This window comes from Sunxiuqinia indica (assembly GCF_009847015.1).
Taxonomy (GTDB): Bacteria; Bacteroidota; Bacteroidia; order Bacteroidales; family Prolixibacteraceae; genus Sunxiuqinia; species Sunxiuqinia indica.
In genome coordinates this window covers 76,209-102,249 of record NZ_WVEM01000008.1, presented here as the reverse complement: position 1 = coordinate 102,249, position 26,041 = coordinate 76,209, and the positions used below count along the sequence as shown (strand labels likewise).

Sequence of the window (26,041 nt, the reverse complement as noted above, 5' to 3'; positions counted from 1 at the left end):
TTATGATGAAGACATTAATATTGACATGCTTTACGGTATTACTATTTGTAGTTTGTGGGTGTAATAACCAAGAAAAGGACGTTCCGGACAGAATAATTATCGATTCTGTTTTTGAGCGTGCAAACTCGCAATACAAATACCTGGCAGGTTTACTTCCCTATAATAAATTTCCACGAAGTGCCGAAGATAACAAGCTAATTGCGCGTAAATCAAATGACTGGTGTAGTGGTTTTTACCCCGGTTGTTTATTCTATGTTTATCAGAAAACACAAGACTCGCTATTACTATTGCAGGCTGAAAGAAGTTTAGCGGTTTTAGAAAAGGAAAAAACGAACACAACGACCCATGATCTTGGTTTTATGATGTTTTGTAGCTTCGGAAATGCTTACAGAATAACCGGTAACGAAACTTATAAAAATGTAATTAAAGAGTCTGCTTATTCTCTCGCTACACGTTTTGATGCCGTGGTAGGCTGTATCCGGTCATGGGATTCTTCATCATGGAATAAAAAATGGCAATACCCGGTTATTATCGACAATATGATGAATTTGGAAATGCTCATGTGGGCTGGAAAAGAATTCGCCGACTCCACCCTCACCAGAATTGCCATTTCTCATGCCGATAAAACGATGCAAAACCATTTTCGAGATGATTTTAGCAGCTATCATGTAGTATCATATGATACGATTACCGGCGCTGTAGAAAAGAAAACTACATTTCAGGGTTATGCCGATGAATCAGCATGGGCCAGAGGACAAGGTTGGGGGCTTTATGGATTTACAATGATGTATCGGTTCACAAAAGATCAGAAATATTTGAATCATGCAAAAGGTATAGCCAATTATATCCTTAACCATCCTAATATGCCTGATGATATGATACCGTATTGGGATTTTAATGCGCCGGATATTCCCGCGGCAAAACGTGATGCATCGGCGGCAGCTGTTATCGCTTCCGCACTTCTGGAGTTGAAAGATTTTGTAAATGAGGAAGATGCTTTATGGTATGCCCAATCGGCAACGAAAATGCTTTCCACATTGTCGGGGCCGGAATATTTAGCTGAAATTGAAACAAATAGCGGGTTTCTTTTAAAGCACAGTGTTGGGCATTTTCCTAAAAACTCGGAAATAGACGCTCCTTTAATTTATGCCGACTATTATTTCCTTGAGGCATTACTAAAACTGAATAGCGATGAAACACTACAATAGTAAAATCAGATTGGTTTGTATAGCAATGTGCATGTTTTTGGTGCCGTTTGCCTTTGGCCAATCGAATGAATTAATTTTCAGTTCGGGTTTTGAAAAAGGAACTACCATTACTCAAATTGATAACAAAGATGCCGAAGTAAAAGGCACAGATAGCTTAAATACCTCAAAAGGAAACTGGGAAACCAATCTTGAAGGCGACCCCAATAATTGTGAATTTAAAATATACTATCAGGATGGAGACGAATCTATGCGCAGTGCCACGATTGTTCCTGATCCTTTAGACCCTGAAAACAAAGTCGCTCTTTTTGAAATCGACAAGCCCAATGTATTCAACGGGAAAAAAGGTCGTATACAGGCCAATATGTATAATTGTAGAGAAGGATTTAAGACGTTAACCTATTCCATTCGTTTGTTTTTGCCTAAAGATTTGGATGTTTTAAAGTCCTATCCAAATGCCTTTACCTGGTTTACACTTATGGAGTTTTGGAACGATTCTCCATGGGAAAAACCGGAAACAGGGTTTCGTATAACAGTTGGTTTAAATAAACCAGGCAAAGGCATTGATTCTTTAAGATTTGCCATACATGGGCAGGTTTATGTTCAGGAGCCCAGAAAACCGGGAGAAGTTATATGGGATGAAACCCAAAATAATTTTGCAGTACCTACAGGTAAATGGATGGCACTTAAAGTGAATTTTGTTGAAGGCGACAAGATTCATGGAAGGTTCCAACTTGTAGCTGTTGTTGATGAAAAAGAAACAGAAATTTTTAATATCCACAACTGGACACATCATCCGGAATGTGCCAGCCCCGATGGACTTACGCATCATAATCCATTTAAGCTTTATACCTCGGGCGAAATTATAAACTATATAAATTCCAAAGGGAAGTCTACACGCCTGTACTGGGATGATTACAAAGTTTGGAATAGTACTGATAAACAATAATTATGAAACTAAAATTAATAAGGATATTATGTGTTGTTGTCCTATTTTCGATAGAAAGCATCAACACGCTTTATGCCCAACCGGCGAAATCAAGAGTACAAGTTATAGTAACTCCAGACCACACCGACTGGAACTATAAATTAGGCGAAAAGGCCAATTTTGATGTGCAAATTTTGCAAGATGGCCGGTTGGTGCCCGATGTTAAAATTCAGTATACACTCGGATTGGAGAAAATGCCTCCCATGGAAGAAGGTGATATTCTATCCGAAACCGGGCAAGCCCATATTGTTGGAATGAAAATTAATACTCCCGGTTTTTTGGGGTGCGAAGTATCAGTAAGTGTAAATAACAGGATATATAAAGGCAAAGGAAGAGCTGCTTTTGAGCCTCAGAATATTTTACCAACAGTAAAAAATCCAACCGATTTTGATGCATTTTGGGCACAAGCAAAAGCAGAATTGGCAGCGATACCTATTGATGCAAAACTTAGGCTTTTGCCGGAGTTATGTACTTCAAAAATAAATGTTTATGAACTCAATATAGCCAACATAAAAAACAGCAGAATTTATGGTGTTTTGTCAATACCGAAAGCCCCTGGTAAATATCCGGCAATTTTAAGAGTGCCGGGAGCAGGAGTGCGGTCTTATGATTCGGATCTTAGAGCCGAGGATGGTTTTATTACCCTGAAAATAGGGATACATGGCATTTCTGTGAGAATGGACGATGAGGTTTATAAAAATTTAAAAAGTGGAGCGCTTAAAACCTATTGGGCTAATAAATTAGATGATTTAGATAACTACTACTATAAGCGGGTTTACCTGGGGTGTGTTCGGGCTGTTGATTATATTTTTTCGATGGACGAATTTGATGGAGAAAATATTGCCGTTTATGGAGCTAGCCAGGGCGGAGGATTGTCTCTGGTTACTGCTGGTTTGGATTCACGAATAAAATATTTAGCAGTCTTTTACCCGGCGCTATGCGATTTTACCGGGTATTTACAAGGACGGGCAGGAGGTTGGCCTCATATGTTCCGAAATTATAACGAAGCAGAGCATCCCAATTGGGTTAAGGTAGCTCCTTATTATGATGCGGTAAATTTTGCAAAAAGAATAAAAATTCCGGGATGGTATTCATGGGGGTATAATGATCCCACTTGCCCGCCAACATCTATGTTTGCTGCTTATAACATAATAAACGCGCCAAAAGAACTGAATATTTATCTGGAAACAGAACATTGGACTTTTCCTGAACAATGGGAAGAGGTTGATGAATGGCTTTATAAAAACTTGAAAAAGTAGATCATAGACGCGCCTAAAGCCAGGAACTGATAAAACAGATTATACCGGAGAAGTAACTAATATAAGAGTTGAGCTATGAAACTTTAATTGTTCAACCTTAAAGTGTATGAATTATAAACACTAATCTAAATCGAAAATAAATGGTTCGAAAAACTATAATCTTTATCATTTTAATCGGAAACGCTTTCCTGGCGTTTTCACAGGACTATCTCAATCCCCGGCTTCCGGTTGAGGTGCGTGTTAACGACCTTTATAGCCGGATGACACTAGAAGAAAAAGTTGGTCAGATGACCCAGTATGTAGGATTAAAGTACATGCAGGGCTTAACAAGTTCAGACCAAATGGATGATATCGAGAACCACGATAAAAAAGAGTTCTATCCGGGGCTGGGAGTTAATGATGTAATAGTTAAGATAAAAAAGGGTGAGATTGGTTCCTTTTTACTTGTTAAAGGAGTAGACGAAGCTAATTATCTTCAAAACATAGCATTACAGTCCCGACTTAAAATTCCATTGCTTATTGCTGAAGATGCTATACATGGTCATGCCCGGTATGAAGGAGCAACCGTTTTTCCTACACCAATTGGGATGGCGAGTACTTTTGATACTTTACTGGTGAAAAAAATCGCAAGCATTACAGCTAACGAAATGAGGCAAACCGGTTATCACTGGACCTTTTCTCCAAATGTAGATGTGGCTCGCGATGCGCGATGGGGCCGCTTAGGAGAGACCTTTGGAGAAGATCCGTTTTTGGTTGGCGAAATGGGACGTGCTATGGTTAAAGGGTATCAAAATAACGAATTGGAAGCAAGTGTTCTGGCTTGTGGAAAACACTTTGTGGCAGGAAGCCAACCTTTACGAGGTCTTAATTTTAGCCCGATGGATGTGTCAGAAAGAGCGCTGAATGAAATATGGTTGCCTCCGTTTAAAAGTATTATTAACGAGGGAGTTGCTACCATTATGGCCGCTCATCACGATTTGAATGGTGTTCCATGTCATGCCAACGAATATTTACTTAAAACACGACTTCGGGAAAAATTAGGATTCAATGGATTTGTAGTTAGTGACTGGATGGATGTGATACGACTTCATTCACTACATAAGATAGCCTCGTCGCAAGAGGACGCAAATAGATTAGCTGTTAATGCCGGTATTGATATCAATATGCATGGCCCTGGATTTTTTGAAACGCTGGTAGCTCAAGTGGAAGAAGGCAAAATTCCTGAAAAACGAATTGAACAAGCTGTAAAAAGTATTTTACGGCATAAGTTCAGGTTAGGCCTTTTTGAGCAGGTATTGGTAAATCCCTCTACAGTTAACTTACGATCAGACACGGCAAAGGCAATAGCACTGGAAGCAGCACAGAAATCGATGGTGTTGTTGAAAAACAAAAACAAGGTGTTGCCATTAGAAAATTTAAAACAAATGCGGATTTTCTTAACCGGTCCTAATGCCAACAACCAAACCGTGCTGGGAGATTGGTCGGCAAGGCAAAAGGATGATCAGGTGATTACAATTTTTGATGCCTTTAAAAGTGAACAACCTACTTTGGATTACTACGCATGTGGAGACCACAGTAATATTTCTGATAAGGATATTGAAGAGACCAGGTTACGGGCATCAGAATCTGATATTACGTTTTTGGTTTTGGGAGATAATCCTACCCGTAGTACAGCGGTTGTTCGTACCAGTGGTGAAAACTCTGATGGAGCAAATATCGATTTATTTGGCAGGCAGGATGAATTGATACAAGCTGCTTATGATGCCGGTAAACCTGTTGTAGTTATTATTATTTCGGGTAAACCCAGAGCCATTAAAAAAGCAAAAGAGTTGGCCAGTGCCATTATTTACGCCTGGGAACCAGGCGAGTTTGGCGGACAAGCTCTGGCCGATATTGTTTTTGGTCGTTATAATCCTTCCGGAAAACTGCCAGTAACCTTTCCACTAAGTTCTGGTCAGCTGCCTGCGTTTTATAATCACCGGCCGGCAGCCTATTTCAGGGAGTATAACGACGAACCAACCGGGTTTTTATATGAATTTGGTTCGGGTATGCACTATACCACAGTTACTTATAGTAACCTGGTGGTAGATCGTGAACTTACGAATGAACAACCGGTAAGCGTTAAGTTTAATGTGCTTAATAGCGGCAACCTGCCTGTTAACGAGACTATACTTGTTTATGTAAGTGATGACTATGCTTCAGTTACAACACCTGTGAAATCATTAGCGGCGTTTTATAAGGTTGAATTATTACCAAATGAAACAAAGCCAGTTGAAATTAAAATTCCATATAAAGCATTTTCATTATGGAACCAAAATATGGAACGGGTTGTGGAAAAGGGAAGCTTTACAATACTGGTAGACGATATGAGGGCTGTAACCGAATTAAAATGACAAATTGATAAATAATTATGAATAAGATTCTTTTGAGCCTGTTACTTAAAATGATTTTGCTTTTTGTTGTACCGACAGGGTATGCACAAAATGTTATAAATGTACTCGACTACGGAGCCCAAAATGATGGTGTGTATAAAAATACGGTGGCAATTAAGGCAGCTATCGAAGAAGCCTCATCACAAGGCGGAGGAACGGTTTATTTCCCTGCAGGCGATTACCTCACGGGGCCAATTCATTTAAAAAGCAATATTACGTTACACATTGATGCAGGGGCAATTGTAAAATTCAGCGAGGATTTTGACGATTATCTTCCTATGGTTCCAACAAGGTTTCAGGGGGTAAATGGTATTGGTTTTTCTCCTTTAATTTATGGCAACAATCTTCAGAATGTTTCAATTATTGGTATGGGAACTATCGATGGTCAGGGAGAGGTGTGGCAAAAAGCGATTAAGGCCATTCGAAAAAATAAAAAGGAAGGAATAATAAACGAACCGAATAAATGGCAAAAGATTTTTGCCCAAAACAATCCTGATAAAACGAACCTGGATCAGTCGGGGTTTCAAAGACCTCTTTTTATCCAGTTTTTAAATAGTTCGCGCATTAAAATAAAGGATATAAAAATAGTGAACGCACCATTTTGGACCGTTCATTTTGTAGATTGTGAAAATGTTGCCGTAGACGGCGTTTATATTAAAAACCCCGAAGAATCTTCAAATACCGATGGTATTAATCCTGAATCCAGTAGAAATGTAAAAATTACCAATTGTGTTATAGATGTTGGCGATGATTGTATTGCCATTAAATCGGGAAAAGGAGCTGAGGCTCGCGAAAACTATAAACCTTCAAAAAATATACAGATAAGTAATTGTACCATGATACATGGTGCAGCGGGCGTTGCAATAGGTAGTGAAATGTCGGCAGGTGTAGAAGATGTGGTAATTAGCAATTGTATTATCGAAAACACAGGAAAAGGAATTCATATTAAAACCAATAGAGAACGCGGTGGGTCTATTAAAAACATAAGGGTAAATAATATTATAATCAGGAATATTCTTTATTGTTTTGATGGTTTTCCTGCAGCGATACATATTAACGCCATGTATTACGATAAAGATTCTACTCAATTTATGCCCGTAACTAAAAGCACACCAAAAATCGAAAACATTCATTTCTCAAACATCTCAATGGCAGACATAAAATACCCCGTTTACTTATACGGATTGGGGGAAAGTAATTTCAGGAATTTAAGTTTTTCAAATTTCAACATTAAATCGACTGACGGGATTCACCTTAAAAATGTGGATGGAATATCTGTTAGTAACCTGTTTATGTCTACAGATACCGATGGAATTATTGCCGGAGAGTATTTAAAAAATCTAAATATCAGTAATTTAAGAACACGAGATAATGCAAGAAAAAGAATTGTTTTAAGTGATATTGACAACGTAGAGATATTCTACAATTCCGATACACCACGGCATTTAAAGATTCGGGGAGAAAGAACGGGAAAAATAACATTGTCAGGTGATTCGAATGATGAAGTGTATTTAGATGTTGGTGAAGAAGTTTCTGAAGGTGAGGTTAATATTAGGTAATACTGTAATCGCCAAATGGCTTAAATACAAAATAATACATGATGAGAAAGTTACTATTGTTTATACAAATTATAAGTCTTCCTTTTTTGAGTTTCTCAAAGCAAGACGGCACATATAACATAAAAGACTATGGCGCTGTTGGCGATGGAACTACTTTGTGCACCTGGGCCATTCAAACAGCTATCGACAGCTGCAATGCCAATGGAGGGGGGAAGGTTATCGTGCCCCCGGGAAATTATTTATCGGGGCCATTGTTTTTAAAGAGTAACATCTGTTTTGAGGTTTTTTCGGGAGCTACAATCTTATTTAGCGATAATATTGAAAACTGCCCGGTAGTTGACGGCCGATGGGAAGGGATTGAACGAAAAGTATATGCCTCATTGTTTACGGGCCATGATCTAAAAAATGTAACCATTACCGGAAGAGGTACGCTTAATGGCCAGGGAAGTGCTTGGTGGGAAGCGTTTTACGAAACCCGGGATCTTCGAATACAAAACGGAATAACAGAAAGAGAACCTGATAATCCTGCCGGAAGTCCGTTAAAGGTGCCACGACCAAGAATGATAAATTTATATAATTGTACCAACGTTTTAATTTCTGAATTAACGATCAAGAATTCGCCTTCGTGGACCATTCATCCGGTTTACTGCGAAAATGTTGTTATTGAAAAAATATCAATAATTCAACCTTATGAGTCTCCAAACACCGATGGAATTAACCCCGAATCATCTAAAAATGTAAGAATATTAAATTGTTTTGTTGATTGTGGAGATGATTGTATTACAATTAAGTCGGGATATAATGAAGACGGGAGAAGGGTGGCAAAACCTTGCGAAAATATCGTTATTAGTAATTGCACTTTTGCTCATGGGCGTAGTGCCATTGGTATCGGTAGCGAAATGTCTGGAGATGTTCGAAATGTCACTATTTCTAATTGTGTATTTAATGGAACTTTGCGGGGGATTAGAATTAAAACAGGACGAGGACGGGGAGGTGTAGTTGAAAATTACCGGGCTGATAATATTGTAATGAATAATATTACAACTGCAATTTCCATTGATATGTATTATGGCGGAGAGGATTCAACAAAGGTGCCGGTTACCATCGAGACTCCTTTCTTTAAGAATATTCAGTTAAGTAATATTACTGCAGTTAATGTAGAAAATGCTATTATTATAAAAGGTTTACCTGAGGCTCCTGTTGAGGGTTTTTCTTTATCAAATTCAAACTTTACATCCAAAGCAGGATTGGATATTTCGCACCTGAAAAATGCCAGGTTTAAAGATGTTACAATTAATAACGAACAAGGAAATTCATTAAGCATTTATCAGGGTGACGGAATTGACATAGATGGTTTCATATCAAATAGTGGTCATAGAAAAGAGGCGATTATAAAGTTGACTGATAGTAATGACATTTATATCCGAAATAGTCGTGCTAATCAATCAACCAAAACATTTTTGAATTCGAAAAACACAACAAATCTACAATTGGAAGGGAATTGGTTTCAAAATACCGGTAAAGAGAATGAAAATAATTAAAGTACTAACAGCTTTTTTAATTGTTATAAAATTAAGTGCGTTCGGTCAGGATAAACCCAATGTGCTATTTATTGCAATTGACGATTTGAACGACTATGTGAATTGTATGGATGGTTCAATTAATGTACCTACTCCTAATATCGACAAGTTGGCTCAACAGGCCGTATTGTTCACCAATGCCCATTGTCAGGCTCCAATATGCGGTCCTTCGAGGGCAAGCATTATGACTGGTTTGTATCCTTCAACCACAGGAAATTACCTGCAGATAAATGATGTGGATATAAAAAAATCAAATATGGTAAGTAAAGATGCTGTTTTTATGCCCGACTTTTTTGAAAAACAAGGGTATAAAACAATGGCTGTTGGGAAAATTTACCACAATGGAGATGTTGCAAATACCTTCGATGAATATGGCGGTAAGTTTGCGGGGTATGGACCAATGCCTAAAAAAAGAATAAATTATGATCCATCAAAAATTGAAGGGAAAATTGGTAGTACAATGACTGACTGGGGGGCATATCCTGAAGATGATAGTTTAATGGCTGACTTTCAGAGTGCGAAGTGGGCAGTAAATAAACTTCAGCAGGAATATCAGCAACCTTTTTTCCTGGCAGTAGGATTTATCCGTCCTCATGTGCCATGGTATGTTCCTCAGAAGTGGTTCGATATGTTTCCTTTGGATCAAATCGAGACTCCTCCATATAACCCAGATGATTATGATGATATTCCTGAGTTAGGAGAAAGGGTGACCAATGCTCCTATGATGCCAACAACAGAAGAGCTGATACAGTCGGGTGAGTGGAAAAATGCCGTACAGGCATATATGGCGTGTATTGCATTTGTTGATGCACAGGTAGGAAAAGTGCTGTCGGCACTTGAAGCGTCAAGATATAAGGATAATACTATCGTGGTTTTATGGTCAGATCACGGCTACCATTTAGGTGAAAAAAACAGATTTGCCAAACAAGCTCTATGGGAAAGGGATACGAGAACGATTCTAATATTTAAAGATATAAATAATGAAGGAGGGAAAACATGTGATAAGCCCGTGCAACTTCTGGACATATATCCAACGCTATTGGAACTATGCAATTTACCGCCATATCAACAGGCAGAAGGACATTCGTTAACAAATTTGATTAATAATGCAGATGAAGACTGGGCACATCCAGCCCTCTCTTTTTATGGGAAAGGTAATGTGGCAGTAAGAGGAGAACGATTTCGCCTGATACAATACGAAGATGGTTCATTGGAGCTGTATGATTTAGTAACTGATCCAAATGAATGGTTCAACCTGGCAAAAAAGAGTGAGTACCAGGAGATAATAAAGACATTAAAACAATTCATTCCTAAATGTTGGGCTGACAATTCTATGTATAGTCGCTATAACTTTAATGCGTATTTTATTGAAAAGTCAAAAATGGATTAATGGCTTATTGAATACCTGTAAATACTCATGGGGAACTTTAAAATGTCATTTATTTTGACACAATAAAGTATTAGTCAAAATATAAAGTCGTTTAATTGCTAAAGTTCCCAAATACGTTCGATAATCGTTCTTTGAGATTATGAAAACAGAGATAAGCACCATGCCAAAAGCGAATTTCCACTACTATCAAGTATATTATATGGATGAGAAATTATAAACCCGATTTGCGAATATTAAAAGTCTATCTACTCCAATGTAGCAACTTTACACAGGCAAGCTCCATTGATTCGGTTAAAGTAGTCGATTTTCCGGTTGATGTCTGTCGTGCATATGGAGTTAAACTGAACCGACGTTGGTAATCATTTATTACAAATGATTGAGTATTTCCAGGAGCAGACCAAAGGAGAATTTCCGGTGTCGATGGGCGATGGCAATGTAGTGATGATCGCCTGAAACTTACCTGCCATTTGTAAAACCATCGTAAAAAATGGGAAAAGCTTTTGGGGGGGGCGGTCCACCATTCATGCGAGAATTTCTCCGATAGAATTGGGATGTTGAAAAAAATAGATGGTTTATAAATGATTGATGCTGCTTTTACCGCTGAAACCGATCCAGACCCAAACCCTGCAGGGCCGTTTGTCCGTGCGTAAAAAAACAGCCGGGATATTTTAAATGCCAGGATGGTAGGTGATCCCGATAACATAAAAAATACAATCAATGCATTATGGTCACCGCGAATGAAACTTATAGTGATTACCTATTTATCAGAGGTAACAGACTAAAACATACCATGTCATAAAATTCATAAGACACAAACTACTTGATTACAATACAAAATAAAAAAATCATTTTAAGACATTCTCTATGAAAGCAAACTCATTACTAGTCATCATGTTATTAATTTCCTTTTCCTGTGTAACTGATAACAATTTACCAGAGAAAACAGGAACGATTTGGTATCCTTATATTGAATGGGAAGTCGTAAACAGTACCTTTTCAGGAAATCCTTTCGATATTGTTGCTAATGTCCATTTTCAACACAAAAAAAGCAAGATATCCCATTTTACGCAGATGTTTTATTGCGGAGATAGCGTTTGGAGATTCAGATTTACAGGAACTGAAATCGGAATGTGGGATTTTATAACTGAGAGTGTTGATCCTGATTTGGACGGATTGAAAGGGGACGTATTAATTACTGAAAATTCAAATCAAGAAGCTCATGGATTTTTAACCAATTTCGACAGTAAATGGGGATGGGAGGGAACAGAAAAGCCTTTTGTTCCACAACTGGTTATGTTGGATTATATTATGGAAAGTAAGAGTCCGAAAGCATATTATAAAAGTCCAGAATTGATTGAAAATAAACTTGATCTTTTTATAAACAAACACGGTTTTAACGGTTTCCATGTTCCTGCAATTGCAGGTTGGTGGTTCAATTTTGATTCTCCCGATAACCAAGTGAAACCTACTATGCAACATCCTGATTTCAGGACTTTTGAAGCATTGGAGCTGTTAATTACAAAAGTACATCAAGCAGGGGGAATGGTGCACATCTGGCTTTGGGGAGATGATCAACGTTCACAGACGCCTTTGCGGTTGAAGGGTAAGAAAGGAGGAGTTGAAGACAGGCGTTTGCAACGGTATATTGCTTCACGATTAGGGCCTGTTCCAGGGTGGAGTTTAGGATATGGTTTTGATTTAGATGAATGGGTCACAGCATACCAATTGTCAACCTGGCGGGATTCTATGCATTCTTACATGGGATGGCATCATTTCGTTGGAGGCAGACCAGAAGGTCCGAACAGGGGGGTGGATCACACAAAGGATGCTAAATGGAACAAACGACTTGACTATAGCAGTTATGAACATCACAGACCCACATACAAAGTGTACGTGAATTCAATTGAAGCCATACCTGGAAAACCGGTGCTTTCGGAAGATCGTTTTAGGATTCGCAATGAAAAAAGATATAAAGGTAAAGATTATACAGAAGAACTGGTAAGAAGAGGAGTTTACCAATCGACCATGGCCGGTGGTGTTGGAAATATTTGGGGGTTGAGTCCACAACTAGAGCCTGGCGGAGTTTTTCTTAATAAAAAATGGATTAAGACCTGGTCTGTGTTTTTTGATAAAAAAAATCGGTTTTTAAAAGATATGAAAAGAGCCAACAATCTCAGTACCGATGACAATACATATATTATTCTCAGTGAGGGAGCTAATAGTTTAGTTCTTTATCGCGAAGATGCAAATACGGTACAAATTGATTTAAGTAGCTTACAAAAAAAACAGCCTGCAATTATGGTAGATACCAAACGAGAATACTACGAAATTAATTTTGGTGATTTGACAGCGAAATCGCAAATAATTAAATTTCCTTATCTATCCGATTGGATAGTGGCTATCGGTGAATTTTAAAAAGTGAACAATCAAGGAATAAAATTATTTTCGCTTTTGCAAACCATATAAAATAAATATATCGGGCATATTACGCACTTGTAACATATGTAGACGACAAATTGGGTGAATTAATGAACTGATTTTTATATACAAACTCAACTCTTATTGTTTTAAAGAAACTTTCGGCAACTGCGTTATCCCAGCAATTTCCTTTTCTGCTCATAGTTCAGCAACCCCATTTGTTTGCATTCAATACATTGGTAAATGCCGAACAAGCATGTTGAATCCCCCTGTCCTAGTGAAAAATGAGTTTTTGGGTAACAGGTCTGTTTTTAATTGCAATCCTGCCTGCAGTAATTGTGGTTTCTTTAGCACTCAATCCTTTGCTCATTGACCATCCTACTACCTTGCGGTCAAATAAATCGATTATAACAGTTCAACAGGTGGAAGGGGAATGGTTTTTAGTCCCAATTAACTCTTTAAACTTGCGGTTGTCGTATAGTTTTAAAATCGTCGGGTCTGGGATATCATCCGGATCGGGTAAGCCTTTGTAACGAGCTTTGACTAATTCAGCCGTGATTTCTTTCCCTTCAAGCATGAGTTTTTTTCGAATCTCGTTTAGGTCACTGTTGACTATCGATAAGAAATCATTGATCTGCCTACTCTCTGAGTTGGTTCCTAAACACCTCTGAGTTTTGTATTAAATAAGCCAGTCGATAAGTCTCTTGCTAGGCTCATTTCTACTCTTAGACCGTCAACTGTAATACGCGCATACAGTTTTTCTCTCTTTTGTTCAGTGTTTTTCTTTGCCCTTGGCACGAAAATAACACTAGACGTAGCATGTTTTGCCATCTTTTAAACGTTTAAATTAGACTTTAAAGCTATCGCAAACGTCAAACGCCATAAAATGCAAAATAGTTTAATTCAGTGCGTTAGAGTCTAATTCGGGAGTCTTTTGTTGTTAACAATGAACTCCCGAATTTGCACCTTCGAATATGCGTTTTTATGCACTTTGTTGCAGGAGTCAAAAATAAAAAACTCCTGTAAATGTGGTGCTTACAGGAGTTTGCTTTTGAATGCTTTTTGAAAAACTGGAGCTGTCGGGAACCGAGTAATATCGGCATTAGGCTTTAAATCAGATATTTATTGAGGGGCTGCTTAGAGTGGTAACCGAATCGTTCACCAGCGTTGTTTTTACATTTATTTTGGTATTAATTACTGCGTTTTGAATATTTCGTTATACCTCATTTCAATCTGATTAACTTCAGTTTCGGATAAAGCTTCAAACTCTTTTTCTCTGGCTCGTTTAGAAAGTTCTCCATTGTTCTGTTCTAAAAAACGAACCAATAAAGCTACCATTTTATCGGGCATCTCAAATTCATCATCTACAAAACGTTTGAATTCATCGTAATGCCCAAGATAGGATACCTCCGAAGGTATAATATTTTCAATGGTATCGACTACGCAATCGTAAAGAAATTCTGCTTGAGGAGTGATATCGGAATAACGGTAATAGTCAATTGTATCATTTAATACCTCTATATTATGATCTGCAGTTTCTTTCCATTCAGTATGTTCCAAAAGAGGATGAGAATATTTTTCTAATATTATCCGGTAATCATTAATATGATCCAGTATTGAAGCTGAAACCGGAAATATTATACCTTGTTGTGAGAAATTTTTCTTAGCCAGTGTGTGATGGATTAAATAACGGTGAATCCGGCCATTTCCGTCTTCAAATGGATGTATAAAAACAAAACCAAATGCTATCATTGAAGCAGCTAAAACTGCATCAAATTCATCTTCTATTAATAACTTATTCGTGGCAATCAGACCGGCCATTAAGGTTTCAATATCTTGCCATCTTGCTGAAATATGCTCTGGTATAGGCTCTCCTGTAGTTCTGTCATGTTCACCAACAAAACCTCCCTTTTTTCGAAAACCCATTTCAACGAAGCGGTCGTTTTCAATAACGATTTGTTGTAGTCGGGCCAGTTCTTCAAAACTTAAATCTTTACTGCCAGCTTGTCCTATGGCTTGCCCCCAACGGGCAGCACGTTTAGCCTTAGGGCTTTCTCCTTCAATTGTAAATGATGCTTTGGAATCTTTCAATAACAGAAATGAAGAAGCTCGTTGCAAAATATCTTTATGTACATCATTTAGAAATAACCTGTTTTTTTCAGAAAATTGAGACTGAATATAATTTTCAAGTTTTGGTGTTTTTCTGATTAGTGGGCAAAACTCCTGAGTTCCGGGAAGGTTGTTTATTACTAACTGTCGGGAAGATTTTTCTCCCAATACTGCAAATTGAAGTTTTTCATCAACCAAAGGAACATAACTTTTCCGGGTGAGGTCTTCTTTCCCCTCTAACTGTTTCCCTGTAATCCATTCTATTAAAAACCATATTCTCCTGCTGTACTGACCGGTCGGTTCAATATCAACCAGGTTTCTTAATTGTTCCGTTGAGTAATGCTGAGTAATTTTTCGAAATACCAGGAGGTTGATCCCTTCATATTTCAGTGCAAAAACCAAATGTTTGTACAATGCTTCAATTTCTGTTATTTCAGAATTATCCTCAGGTAGGTATGATTTGGGAAGGATTTTCCAATCATCGGTTTCATAGTTTTTATTCTGGTTACATACCAAAGTAATTTGATACGGAATTGGTATTGGTAGTCTTAATTCTTCGATGATTGCAGCGTAGCCAACTATATATCCTTTTTCAGGACATTGTTTCCCATGAAAAGTAGGTGTGGTTTGAGAAAAATGGGTGCTATTGTTCATTTTTGTAGAATTTCAAGTGCAATATAGAAATAAAATGGGCGTAATTCAAGAATTATGGGCGCATATAGGGAGTGTATGATTAAAATGAGCGGCATATGGGGTGTTAAATTTTAAGATTGTTCCCAAAAATAAACAGGAATTGCTCAATGTTTTCTCCTTTTGTTTCAAGTTCGTTTGAAATTTCACTAACCACTAACAATTAATCAAGGTATCGTTTTTCTGCATTATTGTAACGTAATTAGAAACATTAATAATAAAATGTAAACTGTTTTCATGATTGAGGTCTTCTTAAAATATTTGATATTAAATACTTTATGAATTCAAAAATTACAGTGTTAACTAATGGTTTATTGACTTACTATCCTATAAACCTTTTTACAATTCTCGCCTAATTGAACCATTTAGTTCTGGAAAAAGGCCTGGTAAAAAAAGTTACTTTATCACCACCTTTTAAAACCGAATTCATAGACGAAGATTGCGAATATGATTGCACGAAACATCCTATAACAAACGCTATTAGAATAATTCTCCTTTTCATTCTTTACTGTTTTTACAGCTTTTTCCCAATGTAAAACGCATAACCATAATAGGCTTTGTATTTGTCGTATAACGCTGCTTCATATTGCTGATATTTTATAAATTCTTCTGCGGTTCTGTTTCCTTTATGTTTTTTCAGAAAAGAATTTTGTATTTTTCCATAGCAGCATAATAGTCTGTCCAACAAGTATCGGGGACTCTAAATGTGGCAACCGGAAAATATCCAGCTTTCTGCATTTGATGAACCTTGTTCGGGATAGTATCTATTTCTGGATATGCTTTTTGCCAAAATTCCTCTATTTCAGCAGGGCGCTCATCGGAAAACCAGGTATTTTCAGTTATTGCAACATAACCGCCCTGTTTCAAAAACTTCCACCATTCGGTTAATCCACGCTCAAATCCAATATTATATATCGAACCTTCCGACCAAATCAAGTCTAACTCTTCTTCCTGAAATGGAAGATCTTCCATGTTACCAACAAGGCCTTTTACCCTGTTGTGCATAGCTAATGTTTGTGCATTTTGGTTAAATTGATTTATAAAACCCGAATGTAAATCGATCCCGATAATTTCACCAATAATATCTTCAGCTAAAACCATTGTTTGGCCACCTGTACCACAACCAATATCTGCCACTTTTGACTTCTCATTAAGGCCATCGATAAAACTCAGTGCTTTACGTGTTATTTTAGGGCTTCCCGGTCCTTGCCTTTTTGTATTAAGAAAATATTCGTGAATTACATTCAAATCGAATTCGTGAATTGAAGTATTTTCATTGCTCATGTTTAACGCGTATTATTAATTTGTAATTATTATTTTTTATAAGTAAGTGTCTCAATGGCTTGTTTTAATGCCTGGTTAAATTCATCTGGTCGATTCAGCATAAGAAAATGGTCTGCATTTTCTATTTCAATAACCTCGTAAGATTGCATGTGTCTTCGATTCGCCTCATAATCGACCGGCCATAAATCTCCTTTTACAACCCAAACAGGCAAATGGATATCTTCGAAAATTTGGGCAGCCTCACCGGTTACACTTTGTGTCAAATAATCTTTCATAGCGTTTACAGCTACAGATGGAGGTGCTGCAGACATGTCTGCAATAATCCAATTCCGTCGTAAGGTATCTTTGTCAGGAAGTAGCATTTGTTGAACAAATTGTCGTGTTCCGGCCTGAAAGTCTTCTGAAAATGGCTGCAGCATTCCATTTAACTCTTCGCGACTTAGGGGGTACTCGATGTTTTCAAACGTATCGACACCGATAAGTCCTCTCACTTTTTTGGGCATTAACCGCGCTGCTTCGGCAATAACGGTTCCACCAAATGAGTGACCGATAAGCAGCACATTTTTGCTTTCGGTTGCTTCCACCACCGCCTGCACATCTTCTCCAAATGCCTTCATGGTATATTTTTCACGGGTCATTCCCGAGTGGCCATGTCCCGCAAGGTCTATCAAAATAATTCGATTGTTTCGGGAAAACTCAGCTATTTGTTTCTGCCAGTATCTTGCATCGCAACTCCAGCCATGTACAAACACAAGTGTCGGTTCACCTGTACCGTAAACTTCATACGATATTTGCGTACCATCTTTCGATGCAACCATTTGAGGGTAATTTGATTGGGCTTTTAGCTTAGTTGCAAGGAATATTAACCCTATAATAATTAAAACCCATCCTAAATATATTTTTAATTTTTGCTTCATATTATACTATTTTATTATCAATTAACGACAACACAACCTTTCTTCTCCAGTTCTGCCAGCTGATTTTTGGGATCCGATTTCCAACCAAATTCACATATTCAAGATTTTCCAAATCGAAAAGTGGACTGATGTCATCGATTTCATTCCCCGACAGATCAACGATCCTGAGTTTGGAAAGATTACTCAACGCATCGATGTAACCGATTTGATTGTTGGAGAGATACAGTTCTTCCAAATCGTTTAAATCCCATAAATTGCTGATATCGGTTAAATTATTATTCGACACGTCCAGAATTTTAATGTGTGTACAATATTCCACGCCATCGAGTAAATCCAGTTCCGATTCAGCCAGTTCAAACTCCTCAAAATCTTCGAGGTAGTAATTCGGAAGTTCGATGTTTGTTCTTCCGTATTCCCTGATTTTTATAAGGTTGAAAAATGAACGTTCGATGTCAACGTCATCCTGATTATCGTAGTAAGTGTCTTCATCGGCTCCCGGGTCTGGGTATTCTCCGTCATCACTTTCTGTGTCCCATACATATTCGGGTCGGTAATCAATACTTTCATCAACAACCTTAACTACCAGGTTCTCGATGTCCTGAACAAGATGGATGTGGGCAAATTTTTGCAAGCTTTCAAACTTGTTTTGCTCGTACAGTTGCTGAATTTCTTCGCGTATGGCATGGCCTTTATCGGGATGATACAACACCACCAGTTTCGAGAAACATTTGGCATCTCTCTCTTCGTTGATGTCAACGTACTTCGAAATCTTATTCGCGATTGCCCGGATGCTCGCATAATTCCTGTTTTTGTAAAGAAGAATCAGTTTCCCGGTAATCCTGTTCAGGTTCTCCTGAGAATAGGCCTCGGTCAATTTCGTATATAATTCTTTGCTTGTCATTCTCTCCAGTGTTCGGGTTTATTCAATTCGTTGGCGCATACAACCGTTCCTTTTTTTACTGTAAAATCTTCCGTATTTAGCGACTGCACCATCCAGGCGTTGGCAAATTCTTCAGGAATTGGGTAAGGAGCCTGGTAGCCCAGTTTCCCGGCGTTGGGAATAAACCCATGTTTATCGTAATACCCGATATGACCGAGTACAAATACCATTTTCGATCCAGCTTTTTTGAGCTTTTCCAGCCCGGCTTTTATCAGCATTCCGCCAATTCCCTGTTTCTGGTATTCAGGAATAACGGCCAGCGGCGCTAGAATATGAACCAAGGGTTGATCTTCCGACATTTCATTTATATAAACTCTTGTAAAAAGAATGTGCCCGACTGCTTTTTCGTTGTGATATGCCAAAAGGGACAATAGAGGTCTGGCTGTTGAATCATTCAAAAGAGCCACTGTTAATTGGGCTTCTTTGTCGTAACCAAATGCGAGTTTCTCTACTTCGCAAATAGTGTGTAGATCGTTGTTTTCTGTTTCTCTAATTGTAATGTTTTCAGTTGTCATTGAGGCATTATTTGTTTGTTTCTAATTGGCAGCAAAGGACCGAAAAGCCCTTTGGAATATTTTTGACATAGGTCAAGAAATCACTTTTCGAGGTGAAGTTTGATAAACGCAGTAATTTCGTTCATTGCGTCCGTGGCTTCTGGAAAAAGAGGAGACAGTAAAGGATAACAATGTATCATATCTTTGCCTTCGCGAAAGGCGACATCGATTCCTGCATGTCTGGCTTTTTCGTATAAACGGAGGGAATCATCAAACAGTTCGTCGGCATTTCCGGCGTTGATAAACAGGGGCGGCAATCCTTTCAAATCTCCAAATAAAGGCGAAATGTACGGATCAGTGATATTGCTCCCGGCAGCATAAAAACCACTGAAGACTGTCCAACTATTCAGCGGCGCCAGTGACACTTTGTTTTTTGTGCTGTACGATTCCCCAGAACAACTCAGGTCGGTCCAGGGCGAAATGACTACTACTGCTTTGGGCAGGGGAATATTCTGGTCGCGAATCGCAAGCAAACTTGCCAGACAAAGTCCGCCGCCTGCCGATTCACCCATCATGATAATGTTTTTGGGGGAATAACCTTTTTTCAATATTTCCTGATATATCGTTATCGTGTCATTCAATGCCGCAGGGAAAGGATTTTCAGGAGCCAGTCCGTATTCGAAAAGCAGGGTTTTTAATCGTGTAGCTTTAGACACTTTCGAAACAATGCTTCGGTGATCGTTGCACGAGCCCGAAACATAACCGCCACCATGTACATAAAAAAGCAGTTTATCGGGCACTGCATTTTCCGGTATCAGCCATTCCGAAACAATCATATTAATTACCTCGGGCTTTACTTCAATGCCATCCGGAATTTTGCCAAACCGTTCGGCGCCTTTTTCACATTCAGTCCGAAAAGCCAGTACTGCTTCCACAGAGTTTGCTATTTCCGGTTTTTTCCATTGCCCATTAAACCAATGGCGCTTTCGCATGATACCAATCAGGATTTTACTTTTAAAACTTGCCATAATGATTTTCTTTTCGGCTACAAAGTTCCCGCTTTGTTTGCAAAAGCAAATTCACCTATGTTAACTTCTGCTATTATGTAACTTTTTTCTAATTCGGCTTAAAGATTGAGGTGCTACTCCTAAGAATGATGCCAGATGTTTTAATGGAATTTTTTGCATCAGTTGTGCCGGATATCGATTAAGTAAAAGCTCGTAATTTTGTTCGGCTGTGTATATTTTAGATTCTAGCATACGTTTTTCAGTATACTCCTGAATCTCATTAATGAGCTTATGCATAAAACGGTTCCACGTCTCTATTTTCTCCAGTCTTCTGTATTGTCTGTAAGTGATTTCCCAAACCACTGTATTCTCAAGCGCCTGAATACTTTCTTCCGATGGAATCTGGTTTCTGAAACTGATCTTCGAGGTAAAACAATACGGAGGAATGGCAAATGATTTGGTTATATCGTTACCATCAATATTATAGAAAACGCGGATTATGCCTTCTTCAAAGAAATAGAAATGGCGGCATATCTTCCCTTGTTCAACTATCAAATCGTCTTTCTCAAATAACTTCAACCTAAAGTCGCAACAAATTGTTTCCCACTCTGCATCAGTTATCGGAATGTAGCTTTCAATAAATTTTCTGAAGTTTTGGATCGATCCAGTCATGTTCAAAATTAAGAATTTAATGTTCAGCCTCTGCGTATCCGGCTCAAAGTTTCTTGCGAGATTCCGAGCATTGAAGCAATGTGCCCCAGCTTGGCACGTTTGATTATTTCGGGAGCTTGCTCTTGCAGGTATTCGTATTTTCCTCTTGCATCTTTTGTTTGAAGATTACGCAGATGCTGGTCAATGTCGAGAAAAACATTTTCAATCATCAAAATACAGAATAACCACATTTCAGGATTTTGTCTGAGACTTAGATATTCAGATCGTGAAATGCTTACTACTTCAGTATCCTCACAAGCTTGAATATAAACTCCGGAAGGCATACGGCGCGAGAAACTTTGAAATTCTGTAAAAATTTCATTTTCAGCATACAACCACAAGGTAATTTCCTTGCCTTCGTGTATATAATAGCGCCGAACCATACCCGATTTTAAATACCATATTTTATGACAGCGCTGTCCGTAATCAAGCAGGTATTGATTTTTTGAATAGAGTTCAGGTGAGGCAATTTCGTTCAATCGCTCTATAATTTTGTAATTCTGTTTTTTGGTAGAATCTATTTTGTTAATCAGTTGATACATTTTCAACAATTTAAAACCACATCATCGTTTAATGCAGTTGTTTTGATGGAAAACACAAAGGCTTTTCATCGAAGGTTATTTGAAAAATGGAAATAATCACTGAGATATTAAAGTACACACCACTTTAGGATGTTGCTTTAACATCAAACAGAATAGAATGACAGGTATGAATAATCCGCAATGGGTATATTCGTGGTTACCTGTCTGTTATACCGACATCAATTGTCGGGTAGATGTAGAATTAAATTGTATATTCATGCACTGCAAAAATATAATATTTTGTTGACTTGCAATGTTATTTGAAAGCAAAATATGTGTAACTACTGCACATATGTCGTAATACTTTATGCGCCATGTTTCATTTTTATCAAATACTTCTGTCGTTATTTCATATATTTAATTTTCCAAAAATGGAATGATCGTATTTATTTGATTGATGACAACATGTCCCGAATTTTTAAGAACCAATGTTTTAGCGTTTTCAATATTCTGTTCAAGGCGTTTAGCCGTTTTTTCTGAAACATAAAAACAATCGTTTTCGCCACCAATAAATAAAACCGGACACTTGATTTGTTGTAGTTGCTCATTCGAAAATGTAGGTAATGCATCGGTTCTAGGCACATAATGTTGCCTGACAAGATTTGCAAATGCCAGACTCTGTTGGTCAATTTCTAAATCGCCATAAACCATCTGGTTGAGTTTATCGAATCCTTTTTGCCCGGATAGTGATGTTACTATAATCCAAAAAAACGTTTTTAGGCGGATATTCGTTACGCCCGCTGTTGCAATCAGAACCAGTTTGGTAATTCTTTCGGTATATTTAATTACAAAATCGAGGGCAATCCATCCACCCTGTGAATTGCTGATAATAGCTGTTGTTGAAATATTTAACTGGTTGATTATTTCAAGCAGCCAGTCAGAGTAATTGTTGTTCTTGAAAGGAAGGCGTGTTTCAGCACTTTTACCGCATTCGCCAACGATATCAACAGCAAATACATGATAGCGCTCGGATAATATTTTAGCATCGGTCATCCACATTGCCGAATTTGAACCGGAACCATGCAATAAAATTACTGCTGGGGCATCAACCTTTCCACTTTCCAACACAAAAGTATCGCCAAGCTGAGTTTTTATAAACTGTTGTTTACAGGGTTGCGCCCAGTTTGAAAGTAATTGGGAGTAGTTGTTTTGAATAAGTTGTTTTCCTTTTTCTGTTTTGTAAATTGATTTCTTTGCCATTTCTTAAAAAATTTATTTGGCAAAGTTGAAAAGGAAAAAGAGGTTTTCTTTTGATGTAGATCACAAAATTATGCTTTCCTAATCCTGCTGACAGTTTCCCTTGAGACACCAATAATTGAAGCGATGTGGCCGAGTTTTGCCCTTTTAAGGAGTTCAGGAGCAATTTCTCTCAAATATTCATATTTCCCTTTTGCATCGCGCTGATTAAGGGCTTTGGTATGTTTATCGATGTTGGCAAATTCCCTACCCATCATTGCATTTACAAAGGCAACAATCTTTGGAAATTCAGCCAGCTTTTCGCTATTGCCTTTTGTAATGCAAATAAGTTCAGAATCTTCACATGCTTGCAAGTATTCCTTGGAAGGAGTATTTTGCGCATAGCTCTCCAGAGATGTGAAAGTTTGATTTTCAGTATGAATCCACACGGTTTCTTCCTGGCCGTCATTGAGATAGAATTTTCGAACCATACCTCGTTTGAGAAACCAAATTTTATTGCAACGCTGACCCGGCTCGAGGATGTATTTGTTTTTAGAGAAATGTTCCATTTCTGTCAATTCGTGCAAAGCGGCTTTAGCGTCATCGTCGAGTTTAACGAATTCTTCTATATAGTTGATCAGTTGTTCCATAAAATCATTGTAAAGATTCGATTTCTGTTTTCTTTTCTAGACGTTTTTCCATTTTGAAGTTGGTAAGATTCACTCCTCGGGTTGGATTGTCCTGTTTTCGGATCACCTCGAAGCCCATTTTTTCGAAAAAGGGACGGGCGGTGAGGCTTACATTAGATCTAAGGGTTCCAACACTCGTTTCGATGGCCTTTTGCAATAATGCGTCATACAATTGTTTGGCAATTCCGAGTCCCTGGAAATCTTTGTGTACAAAGAGGAAATCTATATAGTTGTTGTCGAGCGAAGCAAAACCAAGGAGCGTTTCTTCCTGTCGTGCCACTATAAAATATTGCTGTTCGAGTTTCGTTCGCCACCGTTCGGTGTTTTTAGCTCCGGCAGTCCAGGCTGCACGCTGTTGAGGTGAGTAATCTTTGGCACAAACTGAATTAATCGTATTTGTGAAAAGTGAAATGATCTCTTTCAGATCATCTGATTTTGCAATTGTAGTTTTCATAATATTCGGAGTCGTCACATATTTTAGAGAGCAAAAATACATCAAATATCATATAATACAATCGTGGGGGATCACAACACAACATAGGTGTTATCAGCCTCTCTTGGAAGATAGACAACTTTGAAGAGATTCAAATTAGACAGAAAGCGAAAATTGGATAATTCTGCAGTAGGTTAAAATTGAAAACTTTATTCAAAGCTGCTTTACTAAATAGAATGTCATTAAGGTATTATTTGAATCACCTTCTTGTTAAAAAAAGCTTTGTACGTGTGACAGATCAATAAAAAGTAAAGGGTGTTGTTTGATTATATTCTGGGTCATCACGATTCCAATCTCAATCCAGTGGAGAAGAAAAAAATCTCAATTTGTAAATACTTAAATTAGCTTCTAATTCTTAATGTTAACCCTCAACTCAGCTTAATTTCCTTTTTAGCTTATCCATATCCTTACTGATTTTTGCATTAATGACTTTCGAGTAAATCTGAGTTGTTCGGATACTCTTATGGCCTAACATTGAGCTTATAGATTCGATTGGTACACCATTGGCTAGTGTAACTGTCGTGGCGAAAGTATGTCTTGCAATATGGAAAGTCAGGTTTTTATCGACAGATGCTAAATCGGCAATTTCTTTTAAATAAGCATTCATTCTTTGATTTGTGAAAATAGGGAAGATGTGATCTTCTGTTTTCTTGTTCGGATACCTGCTGTATGAACAACCATCCATTTTTAATCGCCAGGTTAATTACCTTTCTAAAATTCTTAATGTATTTAATTGTCGTGTTGTGGTTGCACTTTCTGGTTACTTTGAAATAATGCTCCAGATCTGTGATGAAAGAATATTTTAAACGGTTTAGAGGAATATCATTAAGTTTATACTTAAACACCAGGAAGGCTTTTATATGGTCTAGTGTAGTTGTATATCGTTTAATCGTTGCTGATGCATAACTTGTCCCTTCCAATTCTTTTAGTTGGTGATTATGATATTCAAACACCTCAATGAGCATTCTTCTGTCTTCTGAAATGCCGAGAAATTTATTTTTAAGGTGCTGAGCAGTGACTTCTTCACCCATTTTTACCATCTTTGTGTGGTAATCATTCATGAGCGTTCTCAATGATTCCAAAAATTGATTCAGCTGCTTAACCTCACTTTTAAATCCCTTGGCCATATTGGCTTTAGAGTCCCAATTGTCGCGATTAATGAATCGTTTAGTTGATAGTTCGGCTCGTTTCCCATCTACTGTAACCGCATATAGATTGGATAAAGAGAGTCATCTTTTTTGCGATCTGTGCGCAAGTAAAAAAGAAGATTAAACGTATAGAATGTATTCATGTTAAAATGTTCACTGATTTTTGTGTGTAAATTAAGAAAAATAATTTTAAATAGTAAAATTTAGACCCTTTTAACACATTGTTTAACAGTGAAATAGGAGCAATTCGGTTAACAAAAATGGATTGGAGATTTGTTAACCGAATTGTTCACCTAAATTATGGTTTTATTTGATTTTATCTGGTATCCTGAAAAATAAAAAAAAGCACTGAATTTCAGTGCTTTAATGTTTTTTGATTGTAAATTGTATGTAAAAAAGTGGAGCTGCCGGGAATCGAACCCGGGTCCAAACGAGGAAGCAATGTGCTTTCTACATGATTAGCCTCGACTTGGTTTTCGAGTAGTAGCTGGATCAAGGCCACCGACCACTACCTTAGCTTCTTAATTTTCGCTGAATGAACGAAGCAACCATTCAACTAGCCTCGATTTTTTGCACCGCCTGACCGGATAGCCTCAAAGCAATAGCATCCGGGCGATGTCTTGTCCCAGTACCTGGTACCGGGATTAAGCGGTTAACCTACTGTTAATTCGGTTACGCAGCAAGAGCGTAATTGTTTTCGCCAATTAAAAGTTTGATCATTAGGATTAACGAGCCAACAACCTAAGCTCGCCATGCTTACACACCTCTTCTACCCGCTGTCAAAACCAGTCAGCCCCGGTATTTTGAGGACGAGCAAAAGTACAATATTTTTTAACATTTCCCTAAAAACAGCAAGGCCTTATCAAAAATCGTGATGAGGACTTGAATCTATTTGATAATACCAATTAGATCTGACGTGCTACCTCTCCGTGGGTAGAAAGTCGAGTCGTCTGAATTCGTCATTATGTGTT

At 37.9% G+C, this 26,041-nt stretch carries 23 protein-coding genes, 1 other RNA gene and 1 pseudogene; 9 read left to right on the top strand and 16 right to left on the bottom strand.

The window, feature by feature from the left end:
• Nucleotides 1-2: 2 nt before the first annotated feature.
• The 9 genes from GR929_RS13090 (at nt 3) to GR929_RS13050 (ending at nt 12,828) form a co-directional block, all read left to right on the top strand.
• Nucleotides 3-1,208, top strand: coding sequence for a glycoside hydrolase family 88 protein (locus tag GR929_RS13090; RefSeq protein ID WP_201301008.1), 1,206 nt, complete (start codon nt 3-5; stop codon nt 1,206-1,208).
• Entirely contained in the window at nt 1,192-2,154 is a 963-nt protein-coding gene (locus tag GR929_RS13085; RefSeq protein WP_159520515.1) for a hypothetical protein, read from the top strand. The genes GR929_RS13090 and GR929_RS13085 overlap by 17 nt, the downstream gene beginning before the upstream one ends.
• Nucleotides 2,155-2,156: 2 nt before the next feature.
• The gene (locus GR929_RS13080) at nt 2,157-3,452 is read left to right on the top strand and encodes an acetylxylan esterase (RefSeq protein ID WP_159520514.1); all 1,296 of its coding nucleotides are present in this window, start codon (nt 2,157-2,159) and stop codon (nt 3,450-3,452) included.
• A 140-nt stretch (nt 3,453-3,592) separates the two neighbouring features.
• The gene (locus GR929_RS13075; RefSeq protein ID WP_159520513.1) at nt 3,593-5,845 is read left to right on the top strand and encodes a glycoside hydrolase family 3 N-terminal domain-containing protein; all 2,253 of its coding nucleotides are present in this window, start codon (nt 3,593-3,595) and stop codon (nt 5,843-5,845) included.
• Nucleotides 5,846-5,862: 17 nt separating this feature from the next.
• A complete protein-coding gene (locus GR929_RS13070; RefSeq protein WP_159520511.1) occupies nt 5,863-7,443 on the top strand; it encodes a glycoside hydrolase family 28 protein in 1,581 nt (526 codons plus the stop codon).
• Nucleotides 7,444-7,481: 38 nt separating this feature from the next.
• A complete protein-coding gene (locus GR929_RS13065; protein ID WP_201301007.1) occupies nt 7,482-8,984 on the top strand; it encodes a glycoside hydrolase family 28 protein in 1,503 nt (500 codons plus the stop codon).
• Nucleotides 8,971-10,413, top strand: a complete 1,443-nt coding sequence (locus GR929_RS13060) for a sulfatase (RefSeq protein ID WP_159520509.1) — start codon at nt 8,971-8,973, stop codon at nt 10,411-10,413. Before GR929_RS13065 ends, GR929_RS13060 begins: the two co-directional genes overlap by 14 nt.
• Nucleotides 10,414-10,616: 203 nt before the next feature.
• A complete protein-coding gene (locus tag GR929_RS13055) occupies nt 10,617-10,772 on the top strand; it encodes a hypothetical protein (protein ID WP_159520507.1) in 156 nt (51 codons plus the stop codon).
• A 505-nt stretch (nt 10,773-11,277) separates the two neighbouring features.
• Nucleotides 11,278-12,828, top strand: coding sequence for a DUF5060 domain-containing protein (locus GR929_RS13050; RefSeq protein ID WP_159520505.1), 1,551 nt, complete (start codon nt 11,278-11,280; stop codon nt 12,826-12,828).
• A gap of 418 nt (nt 12,829-13,246) precedes the next feature.
• On the opposite strand, the gene GR929_RS13040 is transcribed toward GR929_RS13050, so the two are convergent.
• The 16 genes and pseudogenes from GR929_RS13040 to ssrA form a co-directional block, all read right to left on the bottom strand.
• Nucleotides 13,247-13,408, bottom strand: a complete 162-nt coding sequence (locus tag GR929_RS13040; RefSeq protein WP_159520501.1) for a hypothetical protein — start codon at nt 13,406-13,408, stop codon at nt 13,247-13,249.
• 617 nt (nt 13,409-14,025) lie between these two features.
• A complete protein-coding gene (locus GR929_RS13035; protein ID WP_159520499.1) occupies nt 14,026-15,594 on the bottom strand; it encodes a Fic family protein in 1,569 nt (522 codons plus the stop codon).
• Between the two features lie 672 nt (nt 15,595-16,266).
• The gene (locus GR929_RS13030) at nt 16,267-16,914 is read right to left on the bottom strand and encodes a class I SAM-dependent methyltransferase (protein WP_235934324.1); all 648 of its coding nucleotides are present in this window, start codon (nt 16,912-16,914) and stop codon (nt 16,267-16,269) included.
• Between the two features lie 29 nt (nt 16,915-16,943).
• Nucleotides 16,944-17,831, bottom strand: coding sequence for an alpha/beta fold hydrolase (locus tag GR929_RS13025; RefSeq protein WP_159520497.1), 888 nt, complete (start codon nt 17,829-17,831; stop codon nt 16,944-16,946).
• A gap of 1 nt (nt 17,832) precedes the next feature.
• The gene (locus GR929_RS13020; RefSeq protein ID WP_159520495.1) at nt 17,833-18,732 is read right to left on the bottom strand and encodes a leucine-rich repeat domain-containing protein; all 900 of its coding nucleotides are present in this window, start codon (nt 18,730-18,732) and stop codon (nt 17,833-17,835) included.
• A complete protein-coding gene (locus GR929_RS13015) occupies nt 18,729-19,286 on the bottom strand; it encodes a GNAT family N-acetyltransferase (RefSeq protein ID WP_159520493.1) in 558 nt (185 codons plus the stop codon). Before GR929_RS13015 ends, GR929_RS13020 begins: the two co-directional genes overlap by 4 nt.
• An 80-nt stretch (nt 19,287-19,366) precedes the next feature.
• A complete protein-coding gene (locus GR929_RS13010) occupies nt 19,367-20,293 on the bottom strand; it encodes an alpha/beta hydrolase (protein ID WP_159520491.1) in 927 nt (308 codons plus the stop codon).
• Nucleotides 20,294-20,353: 60 nt separating this feature from the next.
• The gene (locus tag GR929_RS13005; protein WP_159520489.1) at nt 20,354-20,944 is read right to left on the bottom strand and encodes a Crp/Fnr family transcriptional regulator; all 591 of its coding nucleotides are present in this window, start codon (nt 20,942-20,944) and stop codon (nt 20,354-20,356) included.
• Nucleotides 20,945-20,967: 23 nt separating this feature from the next.
• A complete protein-coding gene (locus GR929_RS13000; RefSeq protein WP_159520487.1) occupies nt 20,968-21,525 on the bottom strand; it encodes a Crp/Fnr family transcriptional regulator in 558 nt (185 codons plus the stop codon).
• Nucleotides 21,526-21,921: 396 nt separating this feature from the next.
• On the bottom strand, nt 21,922-22,764 hold the full coding sequence (locus GR929_RS12995) for an alpha/beta fold hydrolase (protein ID WP_159520485.1): 843 nt from the start codon (nt 22,762-22,764) through the stop codon (nt 21,922-21,924).
• A gap of 68 nt (nt 22,765-22,832) precedes the next feature.
• On the bottom strand, nt 22,833-23,390 hold the full coding sequence (locus tag GR929_RS12990) for a Crp/Fnr family transcriptional regulator (protein ID WP_159520483.1): 558 nt from the start codon (nt 23,388-23,390) through the stop codon (nt 22,833-22,835).
• 4 nt (nt 23,391-23,394) lie between these two features.
• A complete protein-coding gene (locus GR929_RS12985; RefSeq protein ID WP_159520481.1) occupies nt 23,395-23,883 on the bottom strand; it encodes a GNAT family N-acetyltransferase in 489 nt (162 codons plus the stop codon).
• A gap of 412 nt (nt 23,884-24,295) precedes the next feature.
• The gene (locus tag GR929_RS22165) at nt 24,296-24,529 is read right to left on the bottom strand and encodes a tyrosine-type recombinase/integrase (RefSeq protein ID WP_394366235.1); all 234 of its coding nucleotides are present in this window, start codon (nt 24,527-24,529) and stop codon (nt 24,296-24,298) included.
• On the bottom strand, nt 24,483-24,887 hold the full coding sequence (locus tag GR929_RS21905) for a phage integrase SAM-like domain-containing protein (protein ID WP_262886053.1): 405 nt from the start codon (nt 24,885-24,887) through the stop codon (nt 24,483-24,485). Before GR929_RS21905 ends, GR929_RS22165 begins: the two co-directional genes overlap by 47 nt.
• Nucleotides 24,888-24,932: 45 nt before the next feature.
• Nucleotides 24,933-25,118 (bottom strand): annotated as a pseudogene (locus GR929_RS22025) (Arm DNA-binding domain-containing protein); the annotation flags it as partial.
• 348 nt (nt 25,119-25,466) lie between these two features.
• Nucleotides 25,467-25,867: a transfer-messenger RNA gene (gene ssrA / locus GR929_RS12970) on the bottom strand.
• Nucleotides 25,868-26,041 lie beyond the last annotated feature (174 nt).